Source organism: Cryobacterium gelidum, assembly GCF_004403985.1.
Lineage (GTDB): Bacteria > Actinomycetota > Actinomycetes > Actinomycetales > Microbacteriaceae > Cryobacterium > Cryobacterium gelidum.
Genome location: NZ_SOHL01000013.1, coordinates 318,216 through 330,752, shown reverse-complemented (window position 1 = coordinate 330,752; position 12,537 = coordinate 318,216). Strand labels below are relative to the sequence as shown.

The following is a 12,537-nucleotide window of genomic DNA, read 5'->3' as shown; positions in this document are numbered from 1 at the left end:
AAAGATCGAAAGGAAACACAGTGAAAAAGAACGTATTCTTCGCCGTCGTGGCCGCGGGTGCCCTCGTGGTATCGATGGCAGCCTGCTCCTCGGGTGGCGGCTCCGCCGGTACCGCCGGCAGCGGCGACAAGGGCCTGATCGGCGTGGCCATGCCGACAAAGAGTTCCGAACGTTGGATCGCGGACGGCAACGCCGTGAAGAGCCAGCTGGAAGAACAGGGATTCACCGTCGACCTGCAGTATGCCGAGGACGACATCCCCATGCAGGTTTCGCAAATTGAGAACATGATCACCAAGGGAGCGGAAGCCCTGATCGTGGCCTCGATCGACGGCACGACGCTCACCAGCGTGCTGCAGGATGCTGCTGATGCAGACATTCCGGTAATCGCCTACGACCGACTCATTCGCGACACCGAGAACGTCAACTACTACGCATCCTTCGACAACTTCAAGGTCGGACAGCAGCAGGCCTGGTCGGTTCTGAACGGCCTTGGCCTCGTCGAACTCGACGGCACTGCCATTGAGGGCGCGCCCGCTGGTCCGTTCAACCTGGAGCTGTTCGCCGGTTCGCTCGATGACAACAACGCTTTCTTCTTCTTCAACGGTGCCATGGATGTCTTTCAGCCGCTGATCGACGACGGCGTGCTCGTGGTCAAGAGCAACCAGACCGACATCGAGCAGGTTGCAACCCTGCGCTGGGCTGGAGAAGAAGCTCAGGCTCGGATGGAGGACCTTCTCACCGCTCAGTACTCGGACGGCACCGTGGTCAACGCCATCCTGTCCCCGTACGACGGTATCTCCCGTGGCATCATCTCGGCACTCGAGGGCTCGGGCTACACCGTGGGAGACGGCTGGCCCGTCATCTCCGGCCAGGACGCCGAGATCGACTCGGTGAAGGCGATCAACTCGGGTGAGCAGTACGGCACCATCTTCAAGGACACCCGCGAACTCGCAGCTGTGGCCGTGGACATGGCCGTCGCCCTGCTCAACGGCGAAGAACCAGAGATCAACAACACCAAGGACTACGACAACGGAGTGAAGGTCGTTCCGTCGTTCCTGCTCGACTCGGCGATCGTGGTCAAAGACAACATCCCGGCCCTGCTTATCGACTCTGGCTACTGGACCGAAGCCGAAATCAAGGGCTAATTTCCACCCTGTTTCAAACTCTGCACAACGGTCGGTGGGGTAGTTGTACCCCACCGACCGTTCTGCCATACAGATTTTCTGCCGGCTGCCGAGATCGCGCTTTCTCGCGAGATCGCTGCCAATATCGACCATTCACAAGAGGAATGAAGAAGGTGCTCACGTGACCACGAACATCCTTGAGATGCGCGGCATCACCAAGACGTTTCCCGGCGTAAAAGCACTCTCCGCGGTGACGCTCGACGTCGGTCGTGGCGAGGTGCACGCCATTTGCGGCGAAAACGGTGCCGGAAAATCAACCCTGATGAAGGTGCTCAGCGGCGTCTACCCACACGGTACCTACACGGGAGACATCGTCTTCGAGGACGAGATCGTTGAGTTCAAGAGCATCAGCGACTCCGAGGCCAAGGGGATCGTGATCATCCACCAGGAGCTCGCCCTCAGCCCCTACCTCTCCATTGCAGAGAATATCTTTCTGAACAACGAGCAACGAGGCGCGTTGGGTCTTATCGACTGGAACGAAACCAACTCAGAGGCTGCGAAGCTTCTTGCACGCGTGGGGTTGAAAGAAAACCCGACGACCCGCATCATGGACATCGGTGTCGGCAAGCAGCAGCTCGTCGAAATCGCCAAAGCCCTCTCCAAACGGGTGAAACTGCTGATTCTGGACGAGCCAACGGCGGCGCTCAACGATGACGACTCCGACCACCTGCTCGACCTCATTCTGCACCTCAAGGGCCAGGGCATCACCTCGATCATCATTAGCCACAAGCTCAACGAGATCAAGAAAGTCTCCGACTCCGTCACGGTCATTCGAGACGGCCGGGCCATCGAGACCATCGCCAAGGACGATGTCACCGAAGAGCGCATCATCAAGGACATGGTTGGTCGGGACCTCGAACACCGCTACCCGGATCACACCCCCGACATCGGGGCAGAGATTCTCCGGGTGGAGGACTGGACCGCCTTCCACCCGCAAGACACGACCCGCATGATGGTCGACCACGTCAACCTCAACGTGCGCGCTGGGGAGATCGTGGGGATTGCCGGACTCATGGGAGCTGGCCGCACCGAATTCGCGATGAGTTTGTTTGGGCGCTCGTATGGCAGCCGGATCAGCGGCAAGGTTTTCAAGCACGGCGTGGAGATCAGGACCCGCACCGTGACCGAGGCCATCGACAACGGCCTGGCCTACGCGACCGAGGATCGCAAGACCTTCGGTCTCAACTTGATCGAGGACATCAAGCGCAACATTTCGATGGCGGCGCTCCACCGACTCGTGCGAAACGGCCTCGTGAACGACAACGAGGAGTATCAGGTCGCCAACGAATACCGCGCCAGCATGAACATCAAGGCTCCAAACGTGCTCGTGAAGACCGGCAAGCTCTCCGGTGGTAACCAGCAGAAGGTGGTGTTGTCGAAGTGGATCTATTCCAACCCCGACGTGCTGATTCTCGACGAGCCGACCCGCGGTATTGACGTCGGGGCGAAATATGAGATCTATACGATCATCAACAAACTCGCCGCGGCCGGCAAGGGCGTGATCGTCATCTCCTCGGAACTGCCGGAACTGCTCGGAATCTGCGACCGAATTTACACCCTGGCCGAGGGCGCCATCACCGGGGAATTCCCGATTGAAAGCGCCACCCCGGAGACTCTCATCAAGCACATGACCATGGAAAAGGCCCGCTAGCGCCGGCGCTAGCGGAAAAGGAGAAACCCAATGAGTGACCAAGAGACCACGCCGGCCACGGGAGGCGTGGTCAACCCGAGGGAGAACAAGACTGCTTCCTGGCTAAGCCACGTACTGGCCGACCTCGGAAAGAACGGTATTTTCATTGCCCTCGTTCTGGTGGTGGTGTTGTTCACTTTCCTGACCGACGGCATCCTCTTGCGCCCGCAGAATATCTCCAACTTGATCGTGCAGAACGGCTATATCCTCGTTCTCGCGATTGGGATGGTGATGGTGATCGTCGCGGGCCACATCGACCTGTCGGTCGGATCGGTGGCGGCCTTCGTCGGTGCGTGTTCCGGTGTCTTTGCCGTGCAGTGGGGCTTGCCGTGGTGGCTTGCCATCATCATGTCCCTCGGCATCGGCGCGCTCGTGGGCGTCTGGCAAGGCTTCTGGATCGCCTACGTGGGTATCCCGGCCTTCATCGTGACCCTGGCCGGAATGCTGATCTTCCGTGGCCTCGCACTCGTTGTGCTGGGAAACTCGAATATCGGCTCCTTCCCGGCAGAGTACCGCGCGCTGGGCAACGGCTTCCTCACTGACGTGTTCGGCGAGTTCGACCTCGACCCGCTCACCCTCGGGGTCGGCGTGATCGCCGTGATCGCCTTGATTGTGCAGCAGGTGCGCACCCGCCTCGGTCGGGCCAAGTACGGCCAGGAGGTCGAGCCCCTCGTTTGGTTCGTGGCCAAGCTCGTACTCATCACCGCGGCGCTCGGCTTCTTCGCGTACGCCCTGGCCAGCTACAAGGGCATCCCGGTGACACTGATCGTGCTCGCCGTGCTCGTGCTGATCTACGGCGTGGTCATGAACCGCACGGTATTCGGTCGTCACATCTACGCGATCGGTGGCAACCGCCACGCGGCGGAACTCTCGGGTATCAAGAACCGCAAGGTGGACTTCTACCTGTTCGTGAACATGGGAATTCTCGCCGCCCTCGCGGGCCTCATCTTCACCGCCCGCCTCAACCTGGCCGGACCGAAAGCCGGTGACGGTTTCGAACTCGAGGCCATCTCCGCTGCCTTCATTGGCGGTGCTGCCGTGCAGGGCGGTATCGGTACTGTCGGCGGCGCCATCATCGGCGGCTTGATCATCGGTGTGCTCAACAACGGCATGTCGATTCTCGGCATTGGCATCGAGTGGCAGCAGGCAGTGAAGGGCCTCGTATTGCTTCTCGCTGTGGCCTTCGACGTCTACAACAAGCGGCGCTCCGGCGGTCGCTGACCGCACTGCACGAGCCGCGTCAGACGCAGAACAGGCCGGAACGCATGGGCGTTCCGGCCTGTTTTGGTCGCAGTGGCTAGTCGCGGGAAAATGCCGCGGCTCTCTGGATCTGGTCGGGGGTCGGCCGGATACCCGTGTAGAGAACGAACTGCTCCTCTGCCTGTAGCGCCACGACTTCGGCGCCGGTGATGACGGGCTTGCCCGCCGCTCGAGCAACGCGAATGAGCTGCGTTTCCGAAGGGGAGGCGACGACATCGAAGACCACCAGCGCAGCCGCAATGGTTTCGGTGCGAAAGGACAAGCGCGCTTCATCGGGCGCCATTCCCCGCGGGGTGACGTTGACCAGGAGGTCAGCTGTCAGAGCACCGACCCGTGGTGCCCAGGCGTAGCCGTAGAGAGCGGCGAGAGCTTGTCCGGTCACCTCGTTGCGCGCGACGATCGTGCCGTTTCGAAATCCCGCGTCGCGTAGTGCAGCCGTGACGGCCTTGGCCATGCCGCCGCTGCCGCGAACCAGAACTGAAAGCTCGGGGGAGATGTCGTGCTGGGCAAGTAACCGGCGAACAGCGGTGTAATCGGTGTTGTAGGCCCGCAGTCGACCGTTGTCGTTCACGATGGTGTTTACCGAGTCGATGGCCTGCGCCGAGGCATCCATCTCGTCGACGAGGGCAATCACGTCTTCCTTGTACGGCATCGACACCGCACAACCGCGGATACCCAGCCCGCGAACGCCCGCGATGGCATCGGCGAGATCGACAGGGGCGAACGCCTTGTAAATGTAGTTCAGACCGAGTTCCTCATAGAGATAATTGTGGAAGCGAGTGCCGATATTGCTGGGCCGTGCCGACAGCGAGATGCACAGGGTCATGTCTTTGTTGAGAATGGGCATTGCTCTAGTGTGGCGCGGTCCAATCCTTCATTTGACGTGACCGGCACTGACTTCCGGCTCCTGTTATCCAAGCGTTACTAAGAAATCTTGACAGCGGTAAGCAGCAAGGCCACCATTTAGTACGCTGTGAACGGTCACAATTTTGCGCTACCTGAGGAGCAACCAATGGCGGCTGAACACGTAATTCTTGAGATGCGCTCCATCACCAAGGAGTTTCCCGGTGTGAAAGCGTTGTCCGATGTGTCGCTCACCGTCCTAGCCGGAGAGATCCACGCGATCTGCGGCGAGAACGGTGCCGGCAAGTCCACGCTCATGAAGGTGCTCTCCGGGGTTTACCCATACGGCTCGTACTCGGGCGACATCATCTTCCAGGGCGCCGAGATGCGATTCAAAGACATCCGCTCGAGCGAAGCCGCGGGCATCGCCATCATTCACCAGGAACTTGCGCTCATTCCGGAGCTCTCGATCACCGAGAACATCTTCCTGGGCAATGAGCCCACCAAGTGGGGTGCCATCGACTGGATTGGCGCCAAGCGCACAGCCTACGAACTGCTCGCCAGGGTTGGCCTGCGTGACGATCCGGACACACAGGTCAAGAACATCGGTGTCGGCAAGCAGCAGCTGGTTGAGATCGCCAAGGCGCTCAACAAATCGGTCAAGGTGCTCATCCTCGACGAGCCAACCGCTGCGCTCAACGAGGCAGACTCCCAGCACCTGCTCGACCTCATCCGCGGGCTCAAGGGCAAGGGCATCAGTTCGATCATGATCTCGCACAAGCTCAATGAGATCGAGCAGATCGCCGACTCGATCACGATCATTCGTGACGGCCGCGCGATCGAGACCCTCGATATCGCCGCCGACGGCGTCAACGAAGACCGCATCATTCGCGGAATGGTCGGACGCAGCCTGGAGGGTCGGTTTCCCGACCGCACTCCACAGATTGGTGAGGTGTTCTTCGAGGTGCGCGATTGGACCGTGCAGCACCCGCAGGTATCCGAGCGGATGGTCGTGAAAGGGTCCACCCTCACCGTGCGCACCGGTGAGATCGTCGGCATTGCCGGGCTAATGGGTGCCGGGCGCACGGAGCTCGCCATGAGTATCTTCGGCCGCTCCTACGGCAACTTCATCTCGGGCCGCATCTTCAAAGACGGCAAGGAGATCGTGCTGCGCAACGTGGGCGAGGCGATCGAGCACGGCCTCGCCTATGTCAGCGAGGACCGCAAAGCACTCGGGCTCAACCTGCTCGACGATATCAAGCGCTCCGTCGTCTCGGCCAAGCTCTCGAAGATCTCGGCCGGACCGGTGGTGAACGACGCCAAGGAGTACTCGATCGCCGAGGAGTACCGCAAAAACCTTCGCATCAAGACCCCCAACGTTGAGATGGGGGTGAGCAAGCTGTCTGGTGGTAACCAGCAAAAAGTGGTGTTGGCCAAATGGATGTTTACCGACCCCGACATCCTGATTCTGGACGAACCCACCCGCGGCATCGATGTCGGGGCCAAATACGAGATCTACGGGATCATCCAGGCCCTGGCCGCCCAGGGCAAGGGCGTGATCCTGATCTCGTCTGAGTTGCCGGAATTGCTCGGCCTGGCCGACCGCATCTACACAATCTTCGAAGGCGCCATCACCGACTGCATTGACGGCGCAGACGCCGACCCGGAAACCCTGATGAAAAGCATGACCTCTGCCAAGAAGAAGGTGCGCAGCATATGAGCGGCAACACAACCACGACCGAGAAACGCAAGTCGATCTTCGGCAGTAATATTCGTCAGTTCGGCATTCTCTTCAGCCTGATCGCCATCATTGCGCTGTTTCAGATTTTGACCGGTGGGCTCACGCTCTCTCCGGGCAACCTGATCAACCTGGTGAGCCAGTACTCCTACATTTTGATCCTGGCCATCGGCATGGTCATGGTGATCATCGCCGGTCACATTGACCTATCGGTTGGATCGGTTGCAGCGTTCGCCGGCATCGTGGTGGCCACGTCTATGTCGCAGTGGAACTTCCCCTGGCCACTGGCGCTGCTTTTCGGCCTCCTGGTTGGCGCAGCGATCGGGGCCTGGCAAGGATTCTGGGTGGCCTACATCGGCGTGCCAGCCTTCATTGTCACCCTGGCTGGCATGCTCATTTTCCGTGGTGGCAACCAATTCTTCGGTAACGCCAACACGGTGCCCGTTCCAGAGGGCTTCACCGTCATCGGTGCCGGATACCTGCCGGAGGTGGGTCCGACCACTGGATACAACAACCTCACTCTGCTGCTCGGATTCGCCATCGCCATCGCCATTGCCGTGCGGGAGTGGCGGGCCAGGCAGGTGCAGAAGACGATGCACTCGGATTCCTCTCCGCTCTGGGCCAGCCTGGTCAAGATCGGACTCCTCGACGCTGTTGTCATCTACGCGACTTTCCTATTCGCTGGCGGCCGGGTGGGCACCAGCTTCCCGGTGTCGGGCATCATCCTCGGCGTGCTCGTGCTGTTCTACAGTTTCGTCACCCGCAACACCATCCTCGGCCGCCACATTTACGCGGTCGGCGGCAACAAACTCGCCGCGGAACTCTCCGGAGTCAACTCACGGCGAGTGGATTTTCTCGTCATGATGAACATGTCGATCCTGTCCGCCCTGGCCGGTATGATCTTCGTAGCCCGGGCCGGGGCATCCGGCCCGCAAGACGGCCTCAGCTGGGAACTCGACGCGATTGCCGCGGTCTTCATCGGTGGCGCCGCGGTGTCGGGCGGGATCGGCACCGTCATCGGTTCCATCGTTGGTGGTTTGGTGATGGCGGTGTTGAACAACGGGCTACAGCTGCTCGGCGTGGGCTCCGACCTGGTGCAGATCATCAAGGGCATGGTGCTGCTGGCGGCCGTTGGAGTGGACGTCTGGAACAAGAGCCAGGGTCGGCCGTCGATTATCGGTCTCCTCACCCGCAAGCGCAAGGTCACCGACCCGTCAACACCGCCGCCCGTGGTGCGACCGGATGCCGGCGCATCGGAGACCTCTCGGCCAGCCGACCTGCCCTCCAACTGAGTGCCCGCGTTCCGTAACGCCACCGGTCTGATGAGTTTCCCTATTCCCTTCCGCCAAGTCCTGTACATCAACGAACAGAAAGTGATTGACATGCGAAAAATTCTCACGGTCACAGCGATGGCCGCAGTAGCGCTCATGGCGCTCTCCGGCTGCTCGAGCCGAGCGCCCGAGACGGCCGGTGACGGCAGTGCCGCGGTCGGCTTCCCGGCTGACTCCGTCATCGGCGTAGCCCTTCCCTCGAAGACCAGCGAGAACTGGGTTCTCGCTGGGGGGCTGTTCGAGGACGGTCTCAAAGAGGCCGGGTTCAAGGGCGACGTGCAGTACGCTGGAGCGTCTACAACGGTGAAAGACCAGCAGGATCAGATGTCGGCCATGGTCACCAACGGAGCCAAGGTCATCATCGTCGGCGCCCAGGACGGCGGCCAGCTCGGCACGCAGGTCAAGGACGCCCATGATGCTGGTGCCATTGTCATCGCCTACGACCGTCTCATCCTGAATACCGATGACGTCGACTACTACGTGGCCTACGACAACTTCAAGGTGGGCGAGTTGCAGGGCCAGGCCCTGCTTGACGGTCTCGCGGCGAAAAAGCCCGAGGGCCCGTACAACATCGAATTGTTCTCCGGCAACTCCGCTGATGCCAACGCGCCGGTGTTCTTCAACGGGGCAATGAGCGTGCTGCAGCCGAAGATCGACGACGGAACGCTCGTTGTTGCCTCCGGTCAGACCGACATCAAGCAGACTGCGACCGCCGACTGGAAGCCGGAGAACGCGCAGAGCCGCATGGACTCGCTGCTGACCAGCACCTACGGCAGCCAGGACATCGACGGCGTGCTCTCGCCCAACGACACCCTGGCCCGTGCCATCATCACCTCGGTGAAGGCAGCAGGCAAGGCCATCCCCGTGGTCACCGGTCAGGACTCCGAAGTGGAGTCGGTCAAGTCGATCATGGCCGGTGAGCAGTACTCCACCATCAACAAGGACACCCGCGTTCTCGTGAAGCAGGCCATTGACATGGTCAAGATGCTGCAGACCGGCGGCACTCCCGAGACCAACGACGACACCTACGACAACGGCAACAAGATCGTGCCCGCGTACCTGCTGCCGCCGGTCATCGTGACAAAGGACAACGCGGCCGAGGCCTACGCCAATGACCCGAAGCTGTCACCGCTGACCAAGTAAGCACGCAGCATCCGCTGACCCAACGGGCCGGTCTCCACAGTCGTGGGGCCGGCCCGTTTTGTCTGTGCTGGCTCACCCGCACGCTCGCAGCCGGCCGGTGCCCGACACGCCGGATGCCATTCCAGAGGCAAAATTATCTCGTCAGTGATGCCTGTGGATAACTATGCCGGATTCCGCGGAATTCGGGCGGTTTGAAGCCGGGGAGCTGTGCGTAACATGTGGAATGTCGGTGGATAACTACATAATTGTAATTACTGCATGTAGTGGCTCTATCGAACTCTGATCACAAGATGTAGTATTAATACTCTGGCCAGGCCCTACAGCTTGTCGCCAAAATTGCTCACCGTGCTTCCCGGTTGACGGCGGAATATTCTCGCTAACCGCAAGGTTATATAGAACATACTTGCGAAGTAGGTCGAACAGATTTACCCTTGAACTGCTGATAAGAAAGGCCATAACCATGGCAATCACCGTTTACACGAAGCCCTCCTGCGTGCAGTGCACGGCCACCTACCGTGCCCTCGACAACAAGGGCATCGAGTATGAAGTGCTCGACCTCTCGGTCGATGAAAATGCCCTGGAGGCCGTCAAGGCTCTCGGCTACCTGCAGGCGCCCGTCGTGATCACCGACGAAGAGCACTGGTCGGGTTTTCGTCCCGACAAGATCAACGCACTCGCCGCTCGCCTGGCGTAGGCCACTCCACTCCACCGCCCAGCAGGCCCCCGCTCGCCGGATGCCTGGCCCGATCAGAATCGCCAACTTTAGATGACTGACATCGTTTACTTTTCGAGCACGTCGGGCAACACCCGTCGGTTCGTCGAAAAGCTCGGTCGGCCGGCGGCGCGCATACCCCTCTATGCGCGCGAGGAACCACTCGTCGCCGAGGAGCCGTACGTGCTCTGCGTGCCCACCTACGGTGGCGGCAGCGAGGGCGGGGCGGTGCCCAAGCAGGTCATCAAGTTTTTGAACAACAAGACCAATCGGTCGTTGATCCGCGGCGTCATCGGTGCAGGCAACATGAATTTTGGTACGGCCTATTGCCTGGCTGGCGACATCATCGCCGCCAAGTGCAAGGTGCCGCACCTCTATCGCTTTGAAGTATTTGGAACACCGGATGATGTGCGCATCGTTCACGACGGATTGGAAGAATTTTGGAAACAACAGCCGTGAAAATCACGCCCATTGACGCACCGTCGGGCATGGACTACCACTCGCTCAACGCGATGCTCAATCTGTACGGCCCGAACGGGGAGATCCAGTTCGACAAAGACCGCGAAGCAGCCCGTGAGTTCTTCCTGCAGCACGTCAATCAGAACACGGTGTTCTTCCACTCGCTGCGCGAGCGCCTCGACTACCTGGTCGAGAAGGAATACTACGAGCAGGCCGTGCTCGACCAGTACTCCTTCGAGTTCATCACAAGCCTGAACGACCTGGCCTACTCCAAGAAGTTCCGCTTCCAGAGCTTTCTCGGCGCGTTCAAGTACTACACCTCGTACACGCTGAAGACCTTCGACGGCAAGCGGTACCTTGAGCGTTTCGAAGACCGCGTGGTCATGACCGCGCTGGGTCTCGCATCCGGTGATGAGAAGCTCGCCGTTGCCCTGGTCGAAGAGATCATCGCCGGCCGTTTTCAGCCAGCAACCCCCACGTTTCTGAACTCCGGCAAGGCCCAGCGCGGTGAGCTCGTCTCGTGCTTCCTGCTGCGCATCGAAGACAACATGGAATCGATCTCGCGTGGCATCAACTCCTCGCTGCAGCTCTCCAAGCGCGGCGGCGGCGTGGCCCTGCTGCTCACCAACATTCGTGAAGCCGGCGCACCGATCAAGCAGATCGAGAACCAGTCCAGCGGCATCATTCCCGTCATGAAGCTGCTCGAAGACTCCTTCAGCTACGCCAACCAGCTCGGTGCTCGCCAGGGCGCCGGCGCTGTCTACCTGCACGCGCACCACCCCGACATCATGCGTTTTCTCGACACCAAGCGGGAGAATGCCGACGAGAAGATTCGCATCAAGACCCTCTCGCTCGGTGTCGTTATTCCCGACATCACCTTCGAGCTGGCCAAGAACGACGACTGGATGTACCTCTTCTCGCCCTACGACGTGGAACGCGTCTACGGCGTGCCCTTCGCCGACATCTCGGTGAGCGAGAAGTACCACGAGATGGTCGACAACCCCCGCATCAAGAAATCCAAGATGAAGGCGCGCGAGTTCTTCCAGACCCTCGCCGAGATCCAGTTCGAGTCGGGCTACCCGTACATCATGTTTGAAGACACGGTGAATGCGGCGAACCCGATCCAGGGCCGCATCAACATGTCGAACCTGTGCTCCGAGATCCTGCAGGTGAACACCCCGACGACCTACAACGAAGACCTCTCGTACAACGAGATCGGCAAGGACATCTCCTGCAACCTCGGGTCGATGAACATTGCCCTGGCCATGGATTCCGGCGACCTCGGACGCACCGTCAATGCCGCCATTCGCGGCCTCAACGCGGTATCGGAGCAGAGCCACATCAGCTCGGTTCGTTCGATCGAAGATGGCAACGATCGCTCGCACGCCATCGGCCTCGGCCAGATGAACCTGCACGGCTACCTCGCCCGCGAGCGCGTCTACTACGGCAGTGACGAGAGCATCGACTTCACCAATATCTACTTCTACACGGTTCTGTTCCACGCCCTGCGGGCCTCCAACGCCATCGCCATGGAGCGCGGCCGCACCTTCGAGGGCTTCGAAGACTCGACCTACGCATCCGGGGCGTTCTTCGACAAGTACACCGACCAGGTCTGGGAGCCGTCGACCGCTCGCGGCGCCGAGCTGTTCGCCCAGGCCGGGGTGTCGATTCCGACGCAGGCCGACTGGGCCGAGCTGAAGGCATCCGTTGTCAAGCACGGCATCTACAACCAGAACCTGCAGGCCGTGCCGCCGACCGGGTCGATCTCGTACATCAACAACTCGACCGCGTCGATCCACCCGATTGCGGCGAAGATCGAGATTCGCAAGGAAGGCAAGCTGGGCCGCGTGTACTACCCGGCGCCGTTCATGACGAACGACAACCTGGACTTCTACCAGGATGCCTACGAAATCGGCTCCGAGAAGATCATCGACGTGTACGCGGCGGCAACCCAGCACGTAGACCAGGGCCTCTCGCTGACCCTGTTCTTCAAGGACACCGCGACCACCCGTGACATCAACCGCGCCCAGATCTACGCTTGGAAAAAGGGCATCAAAACCATTTACTACATCCGTCTGCGCCAGATGGCGCTCGAGGGGACGGAAATTGAAGGTTGCGTGTCCTGCGCACTGTGAGCAAATTAAGCGCTCGAGTGAGTTCTTTGTAAATTTCTGACT

The 12,537-nt window shown here is 60.3% G+C and carries 10 protein-coding genes; 9 read left to right on the top strand and 1 reads right to left on the bottom strand.

Annotated elements, in window-relative coordinates:
• Positions 1-20 precede the first annotated feature (20 nt).
• From chvE to mmsB (E3T50_RS07870), 3 genes are all read left to right on the top strand, one after another.
• Positions 21-1,145 (top strand): multiple monosaccharide ABC transporter substrate-binding protein, encoded by a 1,125-nt coding sequence (chvE, locus tag E3T50_RS07880; protein WP_277612660.1) that lies wholly within the window; start codon positions 21-23, stop codon positions 1,143-1,145.
• 160 nt (positions 1,146-1,305) lie between these two features.
• Positions 1,306-2,835, top strand: a complete 1,530-nt coding sequence (gene mmsA, locus E3T50_RS07875; protein WP_104196802.1) for a multiple monosaccharide ABC transporter ATP-binding protein — start codon at positions 1,306-1,308, stop codon at positions 2,833-2,835.
• A gap of 30 nt (positions 2,836-2,865) precedes the next feature.
• On the top strand, positions 2,866-4,095 hold the full coding sequence (gene mmsB / locus E3T50_RS07870) for a multiple monosaccharide ABC transporter permease (RefSeq protein ID WP_104196801.1): 1,230 nt from the start codon (positions 2,866-2,868) through the stop codon (positions 4,093-4,095).
• Between the two features lie 76 nt (positions 4,096-4,171).
• On the opposite strand, the gene E3T50_RS07865 is transcribed toward mmsB (E3T50_RS07870), so the two are convergent.
• Positions 4,172-4,981, bottom strand: coding sequence for a shikimate 5-dehydrogenase (locus E3T50_RS07865; protein WP_134551323.1), 810 nt, complete (start codon positions 4,979-4,981; stop codon positions 4,172-4,174).
• 165 nt (positions 4,982-5,146) lie between these two features.
• Here E3T50_RS07865 and mmsA (E3T50_RS07860) point away from each other — a divergent pair, with 165 nt between their 5' ends.
• The 6 genes from mmsA (E3T50_RS07860) to nrdE all read left to right on the top strand — a co-directional run bounded on the left by mmsA (E3T50_RS07860) (position 5,147) and on the right by nrdE (position 12,495).
• Positions 5,147-6,697, top strand: a complete 1,551-nt coding sequence (gene mmsA / locus E3T50_RS07860) for a multiple monosaccharide ABC transporter ATP-binding protein (protein ID WP_134551322.1) — start codon at positions 5,147-5,149, stop codon at positions 6,695-6,697.
• Complete coding sequence (mmsB, locus tag E3T50_RS07855; protein ID WP_134551321.1) at positions 6,694-8,007, top strand: multiple monosaccharide ABC transporter permease; 1,314 nt, start codon at positions 6,694-6,696, stop codon at positions 8,005-8,007. The genes mmsA (E3T50_RS07860) and mmsB (E3T50_RS07855) overlap by 4 nt, the downstream gene beginning before the upstream one ends.
• A gap of 90 nt (positions 8,008-8,097) precedes the next feature.
• Positions 8,098-9,189 carry a substrate-binding domain-containing protein gene (locus E3T50_RS07850; protein WP_134551320.1) on the top strand — a complete coding sequence of 364 codons (1,092 nt, stop codon included), beginning with the start codon at positions 8,098-8,100 and terminating at the stop codon, positions 9,187-9,189.
• A gap of 460 nt (positions 9,190-9,649) precedes the next feature.
• Positions 9,650-9,883 (top strand): glutaredoxin-like protein NrdH, encoded by a 234-nt coding sequence (nrdH, locus tag E3T50_RS07845; protein ID WP_035880942.1) that lies wholly within the window; start codon positions 9,650-9,652, stop codon positions 9,881-9,883.
• Positions 9,884-9,955: 72 nt separating this feature from the next.
• Positions 9,956-10,360 carry a class Ib ribonucleoside-diphosphate reductase assembly flavoprotein NrdI gene (gene nrdI / locus E3T50_RS07840; protein ID WP_134461838.1) on the top strand — a complete coding sequence of 135 codons (405 nt, stop codon included), beginning with the start codon at positions 9,956-9,958 and terminating at the stop codon, positions 10,358-10,360.
• 29 nt (positions 10,361-10,389) lie between these two features.
• Positions 10,390-12,495 carry a class 1b ribonucleoside-diphosphate reductase subunit alpha gene (gene nrdE, locus E3T50_RS07835; RefSeq protein ID WP_134551421.1) on the top strand — a complete coding sequence of 702 codons (2,106 nt, stop codon included), beginning with the start codon at positions 10,390-10,392 and terminating at the stop codon, positions 12,493-12,495.
• Positions 12,496-12,537 lie beyond the last annotated feature (42 nt).

Bases quoted from the DNA above. Each gene is read 5' to 3' on its own strand.
- mmsB (WP_104196801.1), top strand. From the start codon at position 2,866: ATGAGTGACCAAGAGACCACGCCGGCCACGGGAGGCGTGGTCAACCCG.
- E3T50_RS07865 (WP_134551323.1), bottom strand. From the start codon at position 4,981: ATGCCCATTCTCAACAAAGACATGACCCTGTGCATCTCGCTGTCGGCA.
- mmsA (WP_134551322.1), top strand. From the start codon at position 5,147: ATGGCGGCTGAACACGTAATTCTTGAGATGCGCTCCATCACCAAGGAG.
- mmsB (WP_134551321.1), top strand. From the start codon at position 6,694: ATGAGCGGCAACACAACCACGACCGAGAAACGCAAGTCGATCTTCGGC.
- E3T50_RS07850 (WP_134551320.1), top strand. From the start codon at position 8,098: ATGCGAAAAATTCTCACGGTCACAGCGATGGCCGCAGTAGCGCTCATG.
- nrdH (WP_035880942.1), top strand. From the start codon at position 9,650: ATGGCAATCACCGTTTACACGAAGCCCTCCTGCGTGCAGTGCACGGCC.
- nrdI (WP_134461838.1), top strand. From the start codon at position 9,956: ATGACTGACATCGTTTACTTTTCGAGCACGTCGGGCAACACCCGTCGG.
- nrdE (WP_134551421.1), top strand. From the start codon at position 10,390: ATGGACTACCACTCGCTCAACGCGATGCTCAATCTGTACGGCCCGAAC.